Origin of the sequence: Anaerobranca gottschalkii DSM 13577 (assembly GCF_900111575.1) — a bacterium.
Classification (GTDB): Bacteria; Bacillota; Proteinivoracia; order Proteinivoracales; family Proteinivoracaceae; genus Anaerobranca; species Anaerobranca gottschalkii.
Map to the genome: position 1 here is coordinate 44,933 of NZ_FOIF01000004.1, position 20,521 is coordinate 65,453.

A 20,521-nucleotide genomic window follows, 5' to 3' on the forward strand; every position below is an offset into this window, starting at 1 on the left:
TTAGTAAAGGCTTTCTGATTTGTTTAGTTTTTGAGCTATAAATGAAATAGTAAAAATAACTATCGACAAAACTATAGATAATGCCGCTGCATAACCCATAGTATTGTTTTGTCCAAAGGCATACCTAAAGATTAATAAAGCTACTGTGAGGGTAGAATTTTCCGGTCCTCCAGAACCATTAGAAAAGATATAGGCTTGGTCAAACATCTGAAAGGTTCCTATTATACCCATTAGCACCACAAAAGTGGTAATGGGTTTTAAGTGGGGTACCGTAATATATAAAAATTTCTGTACATTATTAGCCCCATCAATTTCCGCTGCTTCATATAAACTTTTAGGTATCTCTTGTAACCCTGCCAAGTAAATTGTCATAAAGAAAGGTACTGTAGACCAAATATTCATTGCCATAATTACTTGTAAAGCAAACCTCGGGTTATTTAAAAAGTTAATAGGTGTATCTAAAATATTTATTCTCATTAATATTTGATTAACAGGTCCTGTTAAACTAAACAAAAACATAAAAATCATCGTTAAAGCGGCACTAGAGGTAAGGGTAGGCAAAAAATAAATAGTTCTGAAAAACATTTTACCTTTAATCTTACTATTTAAAACTGCTGCTAATACCATAGCTATAATAGTCTGAGTTGGCACCACTACACTGGCAAATAGAGTTGTGTTATAAAAAGCCCTTCTCGTTGCAGTATCATTAAAAACCCTTCGATAATTATCTAAACCTATAAATTCAAAATACCCAGTAAATAGGTTTACCCTATGAAAAGAGATATAAATTGCATAAAAAATTGAACCAAAAATAAAAATCCCTAAAACTAATATCGCTGGGGTGAGAAATCCATAACCCATTAAATTATCTGCTACTTTATTTTTTTTCATTTCTCCACCAACCTTTATCCATTAATGTTAGAGCATATAAAGGGATATTCCTTTATATGCTCTAACTTTTTCCCCTAAATTAATTTTGTCTAATTATTTTATTAGCTTCTTCCTCAGCTATTTTTAGAGCTTCAGCTAAAGTTCTTTCTCCTTTTACTACTGATGGTATATAATTTCTAAACTCATTATTTATTGTATCTAAAGTAGTTCCCTTTTGCCAAGGTGTAGCATATTCAGCCCCTAGAATATGGGGAACTTTTCGCTGATCATCCATTACACCTATAGCTTCAGCTACATCAGCCCTAGATGGAAGAACCCCTGCACCTTTAGTCCAAATTGCCATCCCTTCTGTTCCTGTAGCAAACTTAATAAACTCTTTTGCTGCTTCCACTTCTTTTGATTTACTATAAATACCATATCCTACTGTAAATACCATAGTTCCTTTTTCCCCTCTAAAAGTGGGAACTTCTATTACTCCAAATTCAACTTCCGGAAAGTTTTGTTCAAGGAATCCAAGTACCCAGTTACCTTCGATCATCATAGCTGTTTTTTCATTACCAAAGGCATCTCCATTCCAACCTACACCTAAGTCTTGGGGTGTTACCAATTTACCTTCTTTAGCTGCTTCAAATAAAGGAGTTAGATTTTCTACTATTTTAGGATCTGATAAATTAGAATAAATTTCATCCCTAACGATAGAAACTCCTCCCCCTTGAGCAATAAACATTTTCCTTGCTAAGTCTTGATTATAGGTCATAGCTGCCATCCCAGAAGGCAACTTAGCTTTAAGGTTAGTTAAAAAGTCACTGGTCCACAACTCTTCTAATGTATCAGGTATTTCTTCAGCATTTACATATTTTTTATTATAATAAAGGGCTAGTGTAGAATAATCCTTACTAACTGCATATACCTTTCCATCCTTAATAAATGCATTTGTTAATGGTTGATAAAATTTGTCTAACTCAAATTCATCATAATCTAATTCTAATAATACCCCTTGCTCAATAAAAAATGGGGCCATATAAGCATCTACATAAAACACATCTGGTGCTGTCCCACCGATTAACTCTACCTGTAATTCCATATTGTAATCAGAATAGATCCTTTGCTCCACTTTAATTCCAGTTTTTTTAGTAAATTCAGCAACCATTTTGTTAAAGGCAGCGGTTTCAGCATCATTACCTCCCCATCTACCTACAACTATGGTTTTACCTGATAAGTCATCTGTATTGTTAGCATCAGAAGAGCCACACCCACTTAGCAAGCCAACTACTATAAAAGTAGAAATTAGGAAAACGAGAAACTTTTTCAAACTAAAAACCTCCCTTTTTTTATTTATTAAATAACCTAATTTTGTTAGGTTATTTAAAAACAAAATCCTTAAAAACTAAATCTTCAATACTAGCTTATCTTTTAATAGATAAAACTGCTGATTATTTAAAATTTCAATTTCCCTATTTCTATTAGTCAACTTTTCAATCATTACTTTATCTTTAGTTATTTCTATACTTAATTTATCTCCTTGGTAATAGATAACAAATTTAAGTTTTGACCAATTCTCAGGCAATGAAGGTTGAATCCTCAGTTTACCATCAATAATTCGTACTCCACCAAAACCGTTTACTACACACTGCCAAATTCCTCCAATAGAGGCAGCATGAATACCGTGATCACTTGATTTCATATTAGGTCCTAAATCAATTTGGGCGGCTTTTTTAAATAATTGATAAGCCAATTCTTTTTCTCCTAAATCATTAGCTATAATACAATGGGTAGAAAGGCTTAATGAAGAATCATGCAATGTCTTAGGTTCATAATAGTCCCAATTAGCCTTTTTCACATCTTTACTAAAATAATGTTCTAATAAATAAAGTAAAATAATTACATCTGCTTGTTTAGTTACTTGAATTTGATTGACCTGAGCTAAGTTATAGTCTCGAAATATTGAACCTACTTGCTGTTGATTTTTGTACTTTGTTAAATCAATAACTTCTTTTTGTAAATATGTATCATCTTGAGGTATTACTAAATTTTCATTAGGTTTAGGTAAATAAATTTTCCTTTGGACATCAATCCATTTTTCAATCCAATCATCGATTTTAATTTTTTCATTTAATTCATCAAAAACCTTTTGATCAACTTTTTCTCTTAAGCTATTATAACAATCTATAGCAATACTGATGGCAAATTTAGCCATATAGTTTGTAAAGGCATTATTATCTACATGTTCTTTATATTCATCTGGTCCAATAACTCCTTTTATTTCATAACGTCCCTTTTCTTCATTCCACTCTACCCTTGAAGCCCAAAACTTAGCTATTTCAAATAGCATTTCATAACCATATTTAATCAAGAAATCTTCATCACCGGTAATTTGATAATATTGCCAAATAGCGTAACTTATATCGGCGGAAATATGTTGTTCAATAAAACCTGACCAAATTTTAGTTGCTTCTCCAGTTACTATATCGGCAGCTCCCCATACTGGCGTTACTTCTCCATCATCTTTCCATGCACTTTCCCAAGGATACATGGCCCCTTCATAGCCATTTTCCTTTGCTTTTTTCCTTGCACCATCTAAAGTAAAATAACGGTATTCCAACAATAATCTAGCTTTATCAGGATAGGTATATATATAATAAGGTAAAATAAAGATTTCTGTATCCCAAAAAACATGACCTTTATATCCTTCACCACTTAACCCCTTTGCTCCAACACTCATTCTATTATCGTGAAAAGGTGTCATAATCCTTAAATGATATTGAGCAAATCGTATAGCTAATTGATCAAATCCATCAGTTGATAAAATTTCTATTGGCCCTTGACTCCAAACTTCTTTTTCCCATTTTTCCTCACTTTCCATTAGTAATTGATTATATCTTTTTTTACTTTCTTCCCTTAACTCCTTTAAGCTCTCTAATATAATCTCTTTTAAACTTAATTTTTCCAATTCCTTATCTCTAGAGGTATGAAAAGTCGACAATTTATTTAAGACAAGTTCTTGCCCAACTTCTATTTTATCATTAAACTCAAAGAAAATTTTTCTTCTATCCATTAAAATTATTGATTCTGGTTCATAGTATTCATTATTCTTAAAAAATGAATGGGTAGAATTTATTACAAAATGAATATTACTTTCTATAGTTGTTTGAATAAAATTTAAATATTTTCCGTCATACAGCCGTTTTTCACCTTCAAAAAAATGTTGTACCCCTGAATTAGTCATTTGCCCATTTATCCCTGATTTTAATTTTAGTTGAACAGGTTTACTTAACGGCTTTATCAAAACCTCCTGGGCTACCAAGTGATAATTAGCTAAAGAAACCAATCTTTTAAAAGTAAATTCTACTTCTTCTCCACTAGGACCTAACCAAATAAAATTCCTTACTAATTCACCGTTTTTTAAATTCAAATATCTACTGTAATTTTTAAAGTTCCCTTCCATTAAATTCATCTTTTTCCCATTGATATATATATCTATACCTATAACATCCGCTGCATTGGGTAATTCAGTTACTTCACTGGGATGAAACTTGTTATATGTACCGCTAATAAAAGTATTTCTAACTTCTCCAGGATACGTCTCTTCTGTACAAGCTCTAATTCCTAAATACCCATTACCTTGATACATAATTGATTCAAATTTCCCTAAGTACTCCTGACAAAAGTCCTCTTCTGCTACTATCCAATTCTTCAAGCCATTTATTTCTTTATCATATTTCATGCTAACCCTCCACTACTTGTTTGTTTTCCCAAAACGTTTTCGGAAAAAACGATAAAAAAATCCAAAACGTTTTCGTTTTTATTATACCACCACTATTATTTATTTGACAAGTATTTTCCAAAAATTTTTTTAATAATTTTTAAATACTAAGTTTAATATAACGACTATTGATAATTTCTTACCAATAGCCGTTATATCCTTTTAACAGATTCTCTAATAATAAATTCATAAGGGAAGTAGATAGTTTTTTCTACCGGTTCATTATTCATCAATTTACTTAATTGTTTACCTGCTTCATAGCCCATAAGATAAAAGTCTTGTCTTATCGTTGTCAGGGGAGGAGTCGTATATTTAGATAAAGGTATATCATCAAAGCCGATAATAGAAATTTGATCCGGCACCTTTATATTTAAATCTGTCAAAGCTCTCATCGCCCCAATTGCCATCATATCACTGGCACAAAAAATAGCTGTTATATCAGGATTTTCCTTTAATAATTTTTTTGTATACTGATATCCTTTTTCTTCTAGGTAATCAGCATAAACAATCAAATTATCATCAAATTTAATATTATTTTCAATTAAAGCTGCTTTATAGCCCCTTTCCCTTTCTATAGAAACTGTTGCCTCTTTTCTTCCGTTAATCATAGCAATTTTTTTATGATTCAAGCTAATTAAATATTCTACAGCTTCTTTAGAACCTTGGTAATTATCAATGGAAATATTGCATGTTCTTTTACCCTCTACATGAACATCGATAAATACACAGGGGAAATCAGCTTCTATAAGCTCTGAAAAATAAGGATCATCTGTCCTGATTCCGTTTAAAACAGCCCCTCCTATATTATGTTCGTTACAAAATTGCAGATAAGACTTTTCTTTTTGTTTTGCAGAACTTGTAGTAAAAAGGGCAACTTCATGGTTAATCGTTTCTGCAAAGGCATACATCCCACTTAATAAACTATAGACAATATTATCCTTTCCTCCATCCTTTTCTAGACCTGAAAGTATTATCGCTAAAGTATTATTTTTTTGTTTAACTAAACTTTTAGCTGACTGATTTGGAATATAACCCATTTCTTTAGCTATTTTGAGAATTTGGGCTTTAGTAGTAGGGCTTACATCACTGTAGTTGTTTAATGCCCTAGATACAGTAGTTATTGATTTACCTGCAGCTTTTGCTACATCTTTTATAGTAGGCACCAAAAAATCACCCCCTAAAACCTTTGTTTTAATTTAGTATATACTATTTTTTTACTAAATTCATCAGTTTTAGGGGGTTTTCCTTTATTTTTTCTTACTACCCTTCCATGCGTGGATGGCTAAGGCTACTGCAATAACTCCATAAGCTACAAAGACCCTAAAAAATTCTCCCACTTGTGGATCACCTAAAAGTTTTTGTCCTGCCAATGGGGAAATGATAAATAAAGTATGGAATAAAAAGGTGCCTAATATTGCATGACCGATGGTAGCTTTAGTTACCGAAGCTCCTCCTATTAGAATAGATGCTACAGCAAAGGTCCCAACTTGTTCATGACTACCAAAGGTGTTTAGTGTCCCTATACTTTGTAAAAATATTAATTGTCCCCATGCTGCAAGGATTGTAGAAATAATTATTGCTTTTATTCTCGTTTTATCTACATCAATCCCCGCTATCGCTGCTATGTACATATTACTCCCTACACTTCTGAAATCTTGCCCTAACTTACTTTTCATTAAAAACCTTATAAAAAGACAAAGTAAAACTATGCATATAATAGTAAGGATAGGAATAAAAATCATCCCAATATTTATACTTAATGGATTATCCAATGCCCTCCTAATTCCCTTTAAGTCTATGGAGTTTCTCAATCCCACCCCTAATGATAACAATAAAACTTCATTGGACATAGGAATTATTGTCCCTACCATTACCAAAAAGACCAATTGGTATAAACCATTGGCAAAAAATCCTAAAATCATTCCAGTAATCATTTCTTTTCCCTTAGCTTTGTTTAATACCAAACCCACTAAGTAACCAAATAGTATTGCAATAGGAGTAGATAAAAGTATAGATAGACCAAACCCGGCAAACCCAGGTATTTCCCAATGGGTAATCATTATCACAGCCACTTGTCCTGCCATTGCCCCTAATACTATCCCAAAATTTAATCCAAGACCTGCCATAATAGGAATAATTAAAGAAATAACTAAAAAGGAGTTTCTAGCCATCCGCAAAATTATTTCTCTGATAAGAAATGTCATAGTTGTATCTGCAACCATAATACCCAAAATACAGATGATAGAAAAAAATATTGGAACAGCATTCTTTTTTAGTAAATCTAAAAAAATATTTTTAAATCTAGGGTGTAGCATTAGTGTTCACCTCCAGACTTTCTAGTTAAGGCATATAAAATTATTCCGTTCATAATGATTATTCTTGTTACTTCTGAAAGGTTTCCTGTTATCAATTCATTGGCTATAGGAAGGGCAATAACTAAAAGGGATTGAAATAAGAAAGTTCCTACTATACATTGGGTTATTGTCCCTTTTTTCAATGTTGCTCCACCAATTAAAATCGATGCAACTACTGGAAAAGCCATGAATAGAGGTGCTAAGTATAGTTGTAAAAAGCCAAAGGATTGGGCATAAACTAAAATTCCCACTGCCCCTAATACTGTTGATAAAATAATCCCTAATATCCGATATCTGTCCACATTTAAACCACAGGCTTTAGCAAAGGCTGGATTACTTCCAACAACTTTCATTGCAATACCTGTTTTAGTTTTATGGAATAATCCCATGGCAATACAAAAGAGAGCAAAGGTTAATAATAACCCAGTCGGTATAGTTACCCCAAATAATGAAAATTTCAAGAAATCATTTAACACTTTATCAAATATGTCTTGTATTGATATCGTTACCCTTAAACCAACTCCACCATAGGGCCAAATCATTAGGGGACTAGTAAAGGGAGCCCTTGCCCAAAACATACAAATCCCGGAAACTACTGAAAAGCCCAAATAAGTACCTACTAACATTTCTTGTCCTTTAACCTTGTTTAACAATAGGCCATATAAATATCCACTGAATATACTTAAAGGTAATGAGATTAAAATAGCTAAAATAAATCCCATAAAACCTACAAAACCTAGTTCTATTGATATAACTGCCCCTAACAATCCACAGATGATTCCTAAAGGTAAGCCAAAGTTAGGTCCTGCACCAACCCGAATGGATGGTATCATTGCCAGCACCAATATGCCATTCATTCCAGTTCTAACAAGCATACTGCCAATAATTTGAGTCATCTGTAACTTTAAAATATAACCGGTGATAATTAGGGATAAAAGAAAAGCACCGATGATTAACCTAGGCCAGCCGACCTGTTCTATTACTTTTTGCAATTTCCCTTTATCCATTTTGCTCCACCTCCTCCACCTGATCTAAAGTTCCTGCCATCAATAGACCATATTTTATATCTGAATCTTCCGGTTTGAGAATTCCCACATTCTTTCCTTGATATATGATTGCTACTCTATGACAAATAGACCGTAGTTCCCCTAATTCGCTGGATGTCATGATAATAGTCATACCCAACTCCTTATTGAGCTTTTTCAAAAGCTCTAATACTAAGTTCTTTGCCCCAATATCTATTCCCCTAGTAGGTTCTGAAACAAAGAGGAGCTTTGGTTCTAGTGTTAAAGCCCTGGCAATACAAACCTTTTGCTGATTACCTCCACTTAGTCTTTTGACAATTTGTTTAGGCCCTGTACAGCGTATATCCAACATTTTTATCATTTCTTGAGTTTTTTCTCTAACAGCTTTCTTGTCTTCAAAATTTATCCCTAAAATCTTTCTAAAAAATTTGTTCTTTACTTGTTGAGCTGCAATACAGATGTTTTCCTCTATACTATCATCTAATAGTAGCCCAACACCCCGGCGATCTTCCGATACAAAGGCAATACCCTTTTCCAATATTTTAGCGGGGTTATTTAGGGGAAGTTCCATTCCCTCAAGTTCCACTTTTCCTCTACTAGGATAAAGACCCATAATTCCATTGGCTATTCCTATTTTCCCATGTCCTGCTAATCCGCCAATACCGATAATTTCTCCCTTCTTAACTTCTAGAGAAAAACCTTCTACCTGTTCTCCCGGCATATCTACATAAAGATCAGTAATTTTTAAAATAACTTCATCCTTCCCTATATTATCTTTCTCACTGATAATTCTGTTGATCTTACGACCTACCATAAGTTCTGCCAGTTTAGCTACAGTAGCCTGTTCTTTATCAATAGTTGCTACTTGTTCTCCATCCCTGAGTACCGTAATTCTATGGGCCACTTCAATTACTTCATCTAATCTATGGGTAATAAATAGTATTGAAATACCTGTTGCCGCTAAATTTTTCATTGTAGCTAAAAGGACTTCTGCCTCTTTTTCAGTTAAAACTGCTGTCGGTTCATCAAATACTAAGATTTTGATATTCTTCTTATCTATTTCCCTGGCAATTTCCACAAACTGCATATGTCCAACCGGCAACCCTGCTACAGGAAGATATTCATCTATAGTCATTCCAGTTTTCTCTAATGCTTCCTGACTTTCTCTATTCATTTGTTCATAGTCTAATGTTTCTAGTTTTTGACCTAAAACTTTACTTAAAAGGTTAGGTTTTGTAATTTCTCTATTTAATTTAATATTTTCAGTTACAGTGAAATTAGGTAATAGCATGAATTCTTGATGTACCATGCCAATTCCCAGTTCCATAGCTTTATGTGGACTTTGTATTTCCACTTTTTTCCCTTCTATGTAGATTTCCCCAGAGTATCCACCGGTTTCATGGATAACTGGCATACCAAATAATATATTCATTAAAGTAGATTTCCCTGCTCCATTTTCTCCTACTATAGCATGAATTTCACCTGGTGCAATTTCTAAATTTATCCCTTTTAAAACAGGATTTTGATAATATTCTTTTCGGATATCCTTTAATTTGATCACATTGCTCCCCCTTTCTATAAACTAAGTAGTATTAGTAATAGATAAAGCCCAATTAAATTTTTTATTGGGCTTTATCTTTAATACTCGTAAATCTTAAAAATAGGAACTAAAATACTATAGAATCAACAACAAATAGATAGAAATTATCTGTTCCTTTTAATAATTCTAATTGTACTTCTCCTCCAACTGCTTCATTAAATTTTTTTTGTAAGATATCGTAATTAACCCCATCTACTTCCCCTTTAGCTAACGCCACTCCATATTCAGTAGCAGCCCAAATAATTGCCATATTAGCAGGAGCTTTCCATGTAGCCATACGGCCTGCATTACCAGCTTCGGCAACTTTAGCTTTAATTTGTTCAAACAAGTATTCTAAGTCCCCAGTTTTATCAGATGGTATTGACACCCCTAAAGCTCCTGGGTAGGCATGGTAAGGACTAGGACAACACTGTTCTGGAAAAATAGCTTTATTTTTTAGTACTTCCCTAATTAAAGGCTCTTGCATAGCACAGTTAGTACCAAAGAAAGCTGTATTTGGACCATGAACTTCTACTTGTCTTGAAACATCTTCTAAAATAAATTGTTGGGTACCGGGGATACCAGCATCTCCTAAAGGATCTGGAGCATCAACTTCGATAAACTCGATACCTAATTTTTCAGCTGTTTCCCTTAATTTATCCCGACGGCTTGCTAACAGTTCATATGACATATGTCTAGGGAAAGAATAATGGATAAATTTCTCTGCTCCCATAGCTTTAGCTTGTTCCATTATAGAAACTCCCCTGAATAAATTATCTGTTTCTAACACAATGTCAGCATACTTAGCTATCATTGCTGGATCTTCATGGGGAACTCCAACTATAAAGAACACATCATCCCTTGTTTCTCTAACTTGCTCGATAGCTGCAGCTGTACCAGGTACTCCTTGAACAATAACTATAACTTTTACTAAAGGATCAGCAGCTAAGTTAACAATATTAGCAATAGTAGTTTCTTGTTCTTTTGTAAAGTTGTCTGGATAGGTTACATGTTTAATTACATCTTCACCATATTTTTTCACCATATCCTGAGCTGCTACGAATTCTTCCTCCCCTTGGGAAACGGTACCGGTCACAATCCCAATCCTAAATTTGTCTTCTTTTACTTCACTTTTACCACCACAACCTAATAAGGCAAAAATTAGTAATCCTGTTAAAAGAACACATAAAATCTTTCTCAAAAAAATCCCTCCTTAATTTTGAGTTATCTATATATATTAAAGTTTTATGTTTAATATGCCATTGTATCTTAACACACAAAAAAAATAGCTTGTTGTATTGCACAACAAGCTTTAGTTATTAACATAGATAATTTCTCTTTTTAAGTTTTGAGGAAGTTCTTTTAAGAATTGATTTAAAGTTAAACCAGATTCTTTCCATTCCTTTGCCTTTTCTACACCTATATAGCGATAATGCCATGGTTCAAAAATATAGCCTGTAATACTTTCTTTTCCTTCTGGATAACTTAGAACGAATCCATATTTATAGGCATTTTCCATTAGCCATTTTCCTGCTGAAGTATTGGCAAAACTTTGATTTAAGCTACCCTCTGGTCTTTCTACAAAATCCACAGTTGTACCAAGCTGATGTTCAGATGTCCCTGGTTTAGCTGAAATCCTATTTGCCATTTCTTCTCCATATCTTAATACATGATTATTATAAATTTGTTTTTGGGTTTCATAATCTCTAAAAGCAGATGCTACGTACAAAGTAATTCCTTCTTCTTTTGCATCTTTCCACATTTTTTCTAAATAATAGGCAGCTTCTTTTCGTAAATAGTATCTCCATTGTGGTCTCGACAATAAATATTTTGGTAATTCCACTAAATCAGAAGGTCGATAATTACCTAAACTGACATTTTTAGTAACCAAAGTTAAAATATCATCAGGGTCAAGTGCTAGATATTGTTGATCTTCAAGGACAAATTTTGCCATAATTGTCGCTGATTCCTCTGGTTTAAAACTATACTTAAGTTCAGTAGATAATAATTTCCCATCTAAGTACCACCCGTCGAAAATATAGTTTTCTTTAGGTATTGCTTCAATAAATACTTCATCCCCTTTATTAAAAGTACCTCCTCCTAAAACACTTCCTCCTTCATTCCTAGATACTAATAGGCGAATTTGAAGTTCTTGTGGAGTTTTACTTTCTATCAAATTTTCTGAACGGGCACTCAATATATTATTTAATAAATTAAAGGAAACAAGGATTACTACTATTGATATAAATATATATAATCTTCCATTTTTCATGGCAATCTCCCTCTCGCTAAGTTATATAAATTAATTCGCTATAAAAGTCTAAAAACCTGCTAAAACTTCTAAGATAAAAGAAATATTTTTCCGGGTTTATTTTCAAAATATTAGTTACATTTCTCTAATCATCTGATATAATTAACATAACTGTATAAAAAAGGGAGAGATTTGTTATGGGTTTTGTAGAGGTAAAGGAATTAACAAAAAAATACGGTAATTTTACCGCTGTAGACAAGATAAGCTTTACTATAAACAAAGGAGAAATTTTTGGTCTTTTAGGGCCTAATGGTGCTGGAAAAACCACTACTATCTCAATCCTAGCTACATTATTAGAACCTACCTCTGGGGATATTGTCGTCGATAATTACAGTGTTAAAAAACATCCTAATAAAGTACGGGAAATGTTAGGGTTTGTCCCCCAAGAAATCGCCCTCTATCACTCATTAAGTGCCATAGAAAACCTTACTTTTTGGGGAAGAATGTATAACCTTAAAGAAAAAGAACTAAAGAAAAGGGTTGATTATGTTTTAGATTTGGTTAGTCTAAGTCAAAGGGCAAAGGAACCTATAAAAAATTATTCCGGTGGTATGAAAAGGAGAATTAACATAGCAGTAGGTCTTTTACACAATCCAAGGCTATTGTTAATGGATGAACCTACTGTAGGAGTTGACCCCCAATCACGGAATAACATATTAGAAACTGTAAAAAATTTAAGCAAAGATGGTATTACTGTAATTTATACCAGCCACTACATGGAAGAAATTGAATACCTCTGTGATAAGGTAGCTATTATGGATAGTGGTGAAATTAAAGCTCAAGGAACAGTTGAAGAATTAAAGGCAATAGTAGGGAATAAAGATACTATCAAGGTTTTTCTGCAAAGACCCCTCTCCAGTGAAAAAATAACAATATTAAAAAATACCTTTAATTTCAAAGGAGAATTTACCGATAAAGAAATTTCTTTTCTAGTGGATAACGGTAGTGATCAATTAGTGGATATCTTAGGAAAATTACAATCTCTAGGGGTAGAAGTAAAATCTGTTGATATAATTAAACCAAATTTAGAAAAAGTATTTCTACACCTTACCGGAAAGTCTTTAAGGGATTAGAGGTGTTTATTATGAAACCATTATATATAGGTCTTAAAGATATAATTATACTGGTTAGAGATAAAAAATCTTTATCCAGCCTAATAACTGCCCCTTTAATTTTAACTTTTATTTTAGGTTTTTCGTTAAATGCCCTGTGGGCACAGGGTAATGCTAACAATCCTTTAGGTACATTATTAATATTAGACAATGATCAAGGGGGAACCTTTTCCCAGCTACTTATAAATGAGGTGTTTTTTTCCGATGAATTCAGCTCAAGGTTTGTTGTAGAAATCATTGAAGATAAGGCTACAGGAAAAGAACTTGTAAAAAGGGGAAAGGCTGTTGCTCTCCTCCAAATTCCCCATAGTTTTTCTCAAGATATTTTAGCAGGAAATCCAACAACTATAGAGATTTTAGGTGATAGTGGAAATGAATTTGTTCCCCCAGTTATTTTAAATGTAACAGAAATCTTTATCGATGAAGTTTCAGTAAGATTCTTAGCTTCCGATGAAATCCAAAGGTTTTTAACCGGTGATGAAAAGGATTTAGAACTTATCAATACCTTCTTTGATAAATTAGAAAAGAAAGAAAAGAGTATCGAGATTGCCAAAGATCTCCGTTTTGCAAGGACTCCTGATACAACAAATTCCGTTTCAGCAATGGGCTACTATTCTGCCGCCATGGCTGTCATGTACTTATTATTTAATGCTAATTTAGGTGGGAAAAGGATTCTAGAAGAAAATGAACAAAGAACCTGGCAACGGCTTAAAACTACAGGTATTACCTCTTTAAAATTCATCTTTGGAAAAACTATTGGTATCTATTTTTCAGCATTATTACAAATCACTGTTTTAATTTTAGCTACATCTTTAGTCTATGGTGTAAAATGGGGAAACCCCCTATCAGTTTTCCTTTTTGCCTTAATTGTCGCCTTCGCAGCATCGGGTTTAGGAATATTTATAGCAGCTTTAGCTACCTCTTCTACATCTGCCGACAATTTAGGAACCTTTATTATTTTAATAATGTCTGCCATCGGTGGTTCTATGTGGCCAGTATATGGTATGCCACCCTTTATGAAGTTTTTAAGTAATTTTACTTTTAACCACTGGGCTTTAGACGGTTTTACAAAAATAATGTTTTTAAATTTCCATATAAATGATCTAACCACTAATATTTTTTATCTATTTTTAATAGGTGTTATCCCTTTGACAATAGCTATTATAACCCTCAATAAAAGGGTGGTGAGTTAAATGAAAGTATTACATTTAGCTTTAAATCATCTTAAACTACTTTTTAAATATAAAATGACTTTTGTTTGGTTTTTTGCCTTACCTATTACTTTAACTTTAATTATCGGCTCTTCCATGGGTGAAAATCCTAGTGAAGAAGTTTTTCCCGTCGCCATATTAGATGAAGAGAATTCCTTTTTTACCAATTATATTATAGAAAGAATCGAAGAAGATGATAAGTTTACAGTAGAAAGGGTAGATTTTAACAGTGGATTAGAATTGGTGGAAAAAAGTGAAGTCGCTGGATTTATCCATTTCCCCAAAAATTTAAGTAAAGTTTATTTTTATCCATCTAGACGGAGGATTTCACCTCTGATGTTAGAAAAAAACTTAGAAAAGTCTATTGTTGAATTAAATAATAGTTTAAGGATTGCCCAAGGAATAGCAGAAGTTTTTTCCCCTGACTCTGATATCCTACTATTACAAAAAGAAATTCTACCAAAACTAAAAGAAGTTCCTATTTCTGCCCAATTATCTTGGACTAATGGTAGTGAAATTCCCGTAGGAAATAATATGAGTTCTCCCGGTATGGCCATTTTATTTACCCTTATGTCTGTGGTATTTTCAGGGGCAGGAGTTATTCTTTCTGATAAACATTATAAAACCTTTGATCGACTATTAACTACTCCAACATCTAGAAGAACTATTATTTTAGGAAAGAGTTTAGGAATTTTTTTAGTCGGTTTTGTCCAACTTTCTATCTTGATATTATTTGGGCAGTTTGTTTTAAAGGTAAACTGGGGTGGAGATATTTTGGCTACCATTTTGCTGAGTTTAGCCTTTGTCTTTGCTGCTTCAGGCCTCGCCATGGCTTTAGTCTCTATTTGTAACAATAACAGCCAACTAAATGTATTAGGTAATATAATAGTAATAGGGATTTCTATGTTAGGGGGGTGTTACTGGCCAATAGAACTACTACCTAACCATATGCAAATAATCTCCAAGCTAGTTCCCACTGGCTGGGCAATGCAAGGTTATACCGACATAATACTAAGGGGATTAGGATTGAATGATGTCTTACTCAATATATTTGTTTTATTGATCTTTGGCTTTATATTAAATGGTTTTGGTATTTATAAATTAAAAAACATAGTATAAATAGTTGCTTTAAGGAAATATTTATTATATAATATAGCATAATATTTATATATGATTTAAAGGCTATGAACAGGACAGTAGTAAAAGGGAGTAGTTCACAGAGAGATAATCATTAGGTGGAAGATTATCAACAAAACCTTTTATGAAGATCACCTGGGAGCTGGATAGCTGAAACTAAGTAAGCTATCCCGTATGGATACGTTAAATCCATTAAAGTGACAGCTTTATAGCTGTAAGTAGGGTGGTACCGCGGAAAACATTTATGAAATTTCGTCCCTAAGTCTTTAGACTTAGGGACTTTTATTTTTAAAAAATCTATTATGAAAGGATGAAAAAACATGGAAAAGTTTAAAGAACTATCAAATCTGCCTGTAGCAGAAAATGAAAGTTCATTAGCTAAATTTTGGGATGAAATTGATCTACTAAACAAAACAGTAGAAAACCGAAAAGACGCTAAACCCTTCATATTTTATGAAGGTCCTCCAACTGCCAACGGTAAACCTGGTATCCACCACGTTATCTCAAGGACACTTAAAGATTCTGTTTGCCGTTATAAAACAATGACAGGATACCAAGTTAAAAGAAAGGCCGGTTGGGATACCCATGGTTTGCCAGTAGAGTTAGAAGTTGAAAAACAACTAAATCTCTCCAGTAAAGCAGATATCGAAAAATACGGAATTGCTGAATTTAATCAAAAATGTAGAGAATCAGTATTTACTTACGAAAAATTGTGGACAGAAATGACTAAAAGAATGGCTTATCTAATTGATTTAGATAACCCTTATATTACCCTTTCTAACGATTATATTGAATCAGTATGGTGGATCTTAGATAAATTCTTTAAAGAAGGATACATTTATGAAGGTCATAAAATATTGCCATACTGCCCAAGATGTGGTACTGGCTTAGCTTCCCACGAAGTAGCTCAAGGGTATAAAGAAATTAAATCAAATACCGTAATCGTTCCTTTCAAATTAAAGGATAAAGATGAATATGTATTAGTTTGGACTACTACCCCTTGGACCTTAGCTTCCAACGTTGCCTTAGCAGTACACCCTGAAGTTACCTATATCCGTGCTAACAAAGATGGTAAAGTATATATTGTTGCCAAAGCTTTAGCTGAAAAGGTATTAGGAGATGATTTCCAAATTCTAAGTGAACTAAAAGGTCAAGAACTAGAGTATACCGAATATGAACAATTAATGCCCTTTGTTAAACCTGATAAAAAAGCTTTTTTTATCACCACAGCAGATTTCGTAACAACCGATGACGGTACAGGTATTGTTCACATCGCCCCTGCCTTTGGTGAAGATGACTACGGAGTAAGTTTAAAATATGATTTACCAATCTTACAACCGGTAGATGAATCAGGTAAATATACTGATACTCCATGGAAAGGTAGATTTGTAATCGATTGTGATGTAGACATTATAAAATGGTTGCACAAAGAAGAAAAACTCTTTAGCAAAGAAAAGTTTGCCCATAACTATCCCCACTGCTGGAGATGTACTACTCCCCTATTGTACTATGGAAAACCTAGTTGGTTTATCGAAGTAACCAAAATGAAGGACAAACTGATCGAAAACAATAATTCTGTTAAATGGTTTCCCAGTTACGTCGGTGAAAAGCGTTTTGGTAACTGGTTAGAAAATCTAAATGATTGGGCAATTTCTAGAAACCGTTATTGGGGTACACCTCTAAATATTTGGAGATGTACTTGTGGTCATACACAATCAATCGGTTCTAGAAAAGAATTAGTTGAAAAGGCTATCGAAAAAATCGATGAAAGGATAGAGCTTCACAGACCTTTTATTGATGAAGTTCACTTAAAATGCGAAAAATGTGGTGGCTCTATGTCTAGAGTGACAGAAGTTATTGACTGCTGGTTTGATAGTGGAGCTATGCCATTTGCCCAACACCATTACCCCTTTGAAAACAAAGAAAACTTCCATGAATTATTCCCTGCCGACTTCATCTGTGAAGGTATAGATCAAACTAGAGGTTGGTTTTATTCACTCTTAGCAATTTCTACTTTTGTAACTGGTCAAGCTCCTTATAAACAAGTGCTAGTCAACGACTTGATTTTAGATAAAGAAGGAAGAAAAATGTCAAAATCTAGGGGTAACACAGTAGATCCCTTCCAGTTATTTGATCAGTACGGTGCCGATGTTTTAAGATGGTATCTATTGTATGTTTCGCCTCCTTGGACCCCGACAAGATTTGATATTGAAGGACTCAAAGAAGTACAAAGTAAATTCTTTGGTACACTAAAAAATGTTTATACATTCTTTACCCTTTATGCCAATACCGATGAAATTAATCCTAGAAAATTTTTCATCCCTTATACTGATAGGCCTGAACTAGATCGTTGGATTATCTCAAAATTTAACAGCTTAGTTAAAGATGTCAGAGAGGATATGGATGAATTCGATTTAACCAGGGCTGTTAGAAGAATTCAAGAATTTGTAAACGAAGATTTATCTAATTGGTACATTAGAAGGGCCCGCCGTCGTTTCTGGGCATCTGACTTAACGGAAGATAAAAAAGCAGTTTACAATACAACTTATGAAGTATTAGTAGGAGTAGCAAAAATGGTAGCACCTTTTGCACCTTATCTTGCAGAAGAAATGTATAGAAACTTAACCGGTAAACTTTCCGTCCACTTGGCCGATTATCCACAAGCTGATCTAACCCTTATTGATAAACACGTAGAAAAAAGAATGGATTTAGTTAGGGATTTAGTAAGCTTAGGTAGAGCTGCTAGGGTACAATGTAAAATTAAAGTTCGCCAACCAATCCAAAAAATGATCATCGATGGTTCCCATGAAAATCTAATCAATGATTTAGTTCCACTAATGAAAGAAGAACTTAATGTTAAAGAAGTAGAATTTGCTAAAGACTTAAATCAGTTTATGAACTTTATTTTAAAACCCAACTTCAAGGTAGCTGGACCAAGATTAGGTGAAAAGATCAAACTTTTAGTTCCTGCCCTACAAAAACTAGATGGCAGCAAAGTAATTCCAAAATTAGAAAAGGGAGAAACTATCTCCATCGATATTGGTGGTGAAACACTAGAGCTAGATAAAGAATTAGTAATGATCAATATTTCCGCTAAAGAAGGTTTTACAGTGGAGATGAAAAACAATTTATTTACAATTCTAGATACCACCTTAACCCAAGAGTTAATCGATGAAGGATATGCCAGAGAATTTGTTTCTAAAGTCCAGCAAATGAGGAAAAACAATGGTTATGAAGTAACTGATAATATCAGGATCTACTACAATGCCGATGACGAAGTAACCAATGCTTTAAATACTTTTAAAGATTATATCATGTCAGAAACTTTAGCCCTCTCCATGGAAAAAGTTGATGATGATACCCTAGAAAAACAAGATATTAACGATCATTTAACAGGTATCAAAATAGAAAGGGTATAATTAAAAAAATAAACGAGGTTAAATTCTAACCTCGTTTATTTTTTTATGCACTTATTCCTGTTTCTTCTACTTCAGAAAGGTTGCTTTTTTCCTCTTCTACCAACTGTTTTTCATATAGTTTAAAAAATGGATAATATACTGCACCTGATACGAAGAACAATAGAACTACTAGTATTGCTGCCCCTACATTCCAATTAGCTGCCCACATCGCCCCAATTGGAGCAGGGGTAGTCCATGGAGGTAAGGCTACAACTTTAGATACTAAATCAAGACGTAAAACAAAATATGCAATTGTAGCATTGACCATAGGAGCAAGGATAAAAGGAATACCTAAAAGAGGATTCATCACTACTGGAGAACCAAAAATTATAGGCTCATTAATATTAAAGATAGCTGGTAATATAGCAACTTTACCGATAGATTTTAAGTGGGAAGATTTACTCCTTAAGTAAAGGCAAGTCAAAGCAAAGGTAGCTCCAGAACCTCCCAGTACAATATAGAAAGCCCAAAATGGTTCAGTAAAGATCGCTGTTAATGGTTGACCTGCTTGAAGTAATTCTTGATTTGTTGTTAAATTAGTTAAATAGAAAGGTGCTAAAACACTACCAACAATACTTGCCCCATGGATTCCTCCAAACCATAAAATATGTGCTAAAAATACTGCAAATAAAATTCCTGGTAATGTACTTACCCCTGCAACCAAAGGTTTAAATGCTTCCATTACTAATTGTGGTATTGAATAACCAGATAAATGCTGAACCAATAAACTAATCGGATAAAGGGTGGCCACTGTCAAAAATACTGGAATTAAAGCTTCGAAGGAAGCAGCAATGGCCGGTGGAACTCCATCTGGCATTTTAATTGTAATATTTCTCTTTTTCAAAAATCTCATCAACTCAATTGAATAAAAAGATGTTAATATTGCTGTAAATACCCCTTTACCATCCATATAAGTAGTTGGTAGTGCCCCATTTACCGCTTGTGCTCCTACCAATAAAAATGCCATCAAAGATAACAATCCACCGGATAGAGGGTTTAGATCATAGGATTTAGCCAAAGTGTAGCCTATTGCAGTGGCGATAAATAAAACCATTATTTGCATTGTCATTTGGTAAGGGATCATTAAAGCATCAAAATGGGTGTTGGCAAAATCATACCAAGCTCTTCCTATAAAATTAGTTGTGTCTGCCGGAAAAGGTGGAAAAGCTAAAATCAACATTATTGAACCAATAATCATAAAAGGCATTGCAGCGATAAAACCGTCTTTCATAGCTGAAACATGTCTTTGATTACCAACCTTTACAACCACAGGCATCATTTTTTCTTCAAGCCATTTTAAAAAACTATTCATTTGTAAATCCCCCTTTTAATTTAATTAATCTAATACTTTAAGAGTTTCTTCTAAAATTTTCTCCCCTTTCATTAATCCATAGTCTACAGAATTAATTACTAATACTTTAACACCATATTGTGCTGCAATTTTTTCAAACTGATCTTTTTTAAATCTCACTTGGGGACCTAATAATGCTATGTGATAGTCTTTAACTTTGTCTGCAAAGGCATCAACTGGTACTGCTGTTATTTCAATTTCTATTCCTTTATTTTTTGCTGCTTGTTGCATTTTTGTCACCAAAAGACTAGTTGACATTCCTGCAGCACATGCTAATAAAATTTTTTTCATTTTCTGCTCCTCCTTTCTAAGTTCACATTTTGCAAATT

Annotated in this window: 15 protein-coding genes and 1 other annotated feature; of the genes, 4 read left to right on the forward strand and 11 right to left on the reverse strand. The window is 33.4% G+C overall.

All coding sequences use genetic code 11. From position 1 onward, the window contains the following. From BMX60_RS02225 to BMX60_RS02265, 9 genes are all read right to left on the reverse strand, one after another. Nucleotides 1-891 carry a carbohydrate ABC transporter permease gene (locus BMX60_RS02225; RefSeq protein WP_091348670.1) on the reverse strand — a complete coding sequence of 297 codons (891 nt, stop codon included), beginning with the start codon at nt 889-891 and terminating at the stop codon, nt 1-3. Between the two features lie 79 nt (nt 892-970). Further along, entirely contained in the window at nt 971-2,203 is a 1,233-nt protein-coding gene (locus tag BMX60_RS02230) for an ABC transporter substrate-binding protein (protein WP_091348673.1), read from the reverse strand. A gap of 75 nt (nt 2,204-2,278) precedes the next feature. After that, nucleotides 2,279-4,615, reverse strand: a complete 2,337-nt coding sequence (locus tag BMX60_RS02235) for a glycoside hydrolase family 65 protein (protein WP_091348676.1) — start codon at nt 4,613-4,615, stop codon at nt 2,279-2,281. Nucleotides 4,616-4,806: 191 nt separating this feature from the next. Next, a complete protein-coding gene (locus tag BMX60_RS02240) occupies nt 4,807-5,817 on the reverse strand; it encodes a LacI family DNA-binding transcriptional regulator (protein ID WP_242945692.1) in 1,011 nt (336 codons plus the stop codon). A gap of 84 nt (nt 5,818-5,901) precedes the next feature. Beyond that, nucleotides 5,902-6,969 (reverse strand): ABC transporter permease subunit, encoded by a 1,068-nt coding sequence (locus BMX60_RS02245; protein ID WP_091348681.1) that lies wholly within the window; start codon nt 6,967-6,969, stop codon nt 5,902-5,904. Beyond that, nucleotides 6,969-8,015: an ABC transporter permease subunit gene (locus BMX60_RS02250; protein WP_091348683.1), complete on the reverse strand. Its 1,047-nt coding sequence runs from the start codon at nt 8,013-8,015 to the stop codon at nt 6,969-6,971. The genes BMX60_RS02245 and BMX60_RS02250 overlap by 1 nt, the downstream gene beginning before the upstream one ends. Then, nucleotides 8,008-9,594 carry a sugar ABC transporter ATP-binding protein gene (locus BMX60_RS02255; RefSeq protein ID WP_242945689.1) on the reverse strand — a complete coding sequence of 529 codons (1,587 nt, stop codon included), beginning with the start codon at nt 9,592-9,594 and terminating at the stop codon, nt 8,008-8,010. The genes BMX60_RS02250 and BMX60_RS02255 overlap by 8 nt, the downstream gene beginning before the upstream one ends. Before the next feature lie 106 nt (nt 9,595-9,700). Beyond that, nucleotides 9,701-10,813, reverse strand: coding sequence for a DUF3798 domain-containing protein (locus BMX60_RS02260; protein ID WP_207648376.1), 1,113 nt, complete (start codon nt 10,811-10,813; stop codon nt 9,701-9,703). 111 nt (nt 10,814-10,924) lie between these two features. After that, nucleotides 10,925-11,884: a D-alanyl-D-alanine carboxypeptidase family protein gene (locus tag BMX60_RS02265; RefSeq protein WP_091348689.1), complete on the reverse strand. Its 960-nt coding sequence runs from the start codon at nt 11,882-11,884 to the stop codon at nt 10,925-10,927. A gap of 176 nt (nt 11,885-12,060) precedes the next feature. Here BMX60_RS02265 and BMX60_RS02270 point away from each other — a divergent pair, with 176 nt between their 5' ends. The 4 genes from BMX60_RS02270 to ileS all read left to right on the forward strand — a co-directional run bounded on the left by BMX60_RS02270 (nt 12,061) and on the right by ileS (nt 18,802). Beyond that, complete coding sequence (locus BMX60_RS02270) at nt 12,061-12,996, forward strand: ABC transporter ATP-binding protein (RefSeq protein ID WP_091348690.1); 936 nt, start codon at nt 12,061-12,063, stop codon at nt 12,994-12,996. Nucleotides 12,997-13,007: 11 nt separating this feature from the next. After that, nucleotides 13,008-14,228, forward strand: a complete 1,221-nt coding sequence (locus BMX60_RS02275; protein WP_091348693.1) for an ABC transporter permease — start codon at nt 13,008-13,010, stop codon at nt 14,226-14,228. Continuing rightward, on the forward strand, nt 14,229-15,365 hold the full coding sequence (locus tag BMX60_RS02280; RefSeq protein WP_091348696.1) for an ABC transporter permease: 1,137 nt from the start codon (nt 14,229-14,231) through the stop codon (nt 15,363-15,365). It abuts the gene before it with no gap. A gap of 56 nt (nt 15,366-15,421) precedes the next feature. Further along, nucleotides 15,422-15,646, forward strand: a binding site (T-box leader). Between the two features lie 57 nt (nt 15,647-15,703). After that, a complete protein-coding gene (gene ileS / locus BMX60_RS02285) occupies nt 15,704-18,802 on the forward strand; it encodes an isoleucine--tRNA ligase (protein ID WP_091348698.1) in 3,099 nt (1,032 codons plus the stop codon). A gap of 43 nt (nt 18,803-18,845) precedes the next feature. Here ileS and BMX60_RS02290 read toward each other — a convergent pair whose 3' ends face one another. Together BMX60_RS02290 and BMX60_RS02295 are read right to left on the reverse strand one after the other, a co-directional pair. Next, entirely contained in the window at nt 18,846-20,153 is a 1,308-nt protein-coding gene (locus BMX60_RS02290; RefSeq protein ID WP_091348702.1) for a PTS sugar transporter subunit IIC, read from the reverse strand. Between the two features lie 24 nt (nt 20,154-20,177). Further along, nucleotides 20,178-20,483: a PTS sugar transporter subunit IIB gene (locus BMX60_RS02295; protein WP_091348705.1), complete on the reverse strand. Its 306-nt coding sequence runs from the start codon at nt 20,481-20,483 to the stop codon at nt 20,178-20,180. Between the last annotated feature and the right edge of the window lie 38 nt (nt 20,484-20,521).

Excerpts from the sequence above, each read along its gene's own strand:
- BMX60_RS02265 (WP_091348689.1), bottom strand. The coding sequence starts at position 11,884 with ATGAAAAATGGAAGATTATATATATTTATATCAATAGTAGTAATCCTT.
- BMX60_RS02235 (WP_091348676.1), bottom strand. The coding sequence starts at position 4,615 with ATGAAATATGATAAAGAAATAAATGGCTTGAAGAATTGGATAGTAGCA.
- BMX60_RS02225 (WP_091348670.1), bottom strand. The coding sequence starts at position 891 with ATGAAAAAAAATAAAGTAGCAGATAATTTAATGGGTTATGGATTTCTC.
- ileS (WP_091348698.1), top strand. The coding sequence starts at position 15,704 with ATGGAAAAGTTTAAAGAACTATCAAATCTGCCTGTAGCAGAAAATGAA.
- BMX60_RS02280 (WP_091348696.1), top strand. The coding sequence starts at position 14,229 with ATGAAAGTATTACATTTAGCTTTAAATCATCTTAAACTACTTTTTAAA.
- BMX60_RS02295 (WP_091348705.1), bottom strand. The coding sequence starts at position 20,483 with ATGAAAAAAATTTTATTAGCATGTGCTGCAGGAATGTCAACTAGTCTT.
- BMX60_RS02245 (WP_091348681.1), bottom strand. The coding sequence starts at position 6,969 with ATGCTACACCCTAGATTTAAAAATATTTTTTTAGATTTACTAAAAAAG.
- BMX60_RS02275 (WP_091348693.1), top strand. The coding sequence starts at position 13,008 with ATGAAACCATTATATATAGGTCTTAAAGATATAATTATACTGGTTAGA.
- BMX60_RS02250 (WP_091348683.1), bottom strand. The coding sequence starts at position 8,015 with ATGGATAAAGGGAAATTGCAAAAAGTAATAGAACAGGTCGGCTGGCCT.
- BMX60_RS02270 (WP_091348690.1), top strand. The coding sequence starts at position 12,061 with ATGGGTTTTGTAGAGGTAAAGGAATTAACAAAAAAATACGGTAATTTT.
- BMX60_RS02290 (WP_091348702.1), bottom strand. The coding sequence starts at position 20,153 with ATGAATAGTTTTTTAAAATGGCTTGAAGAAAAAATGATGCCTGTGGTT.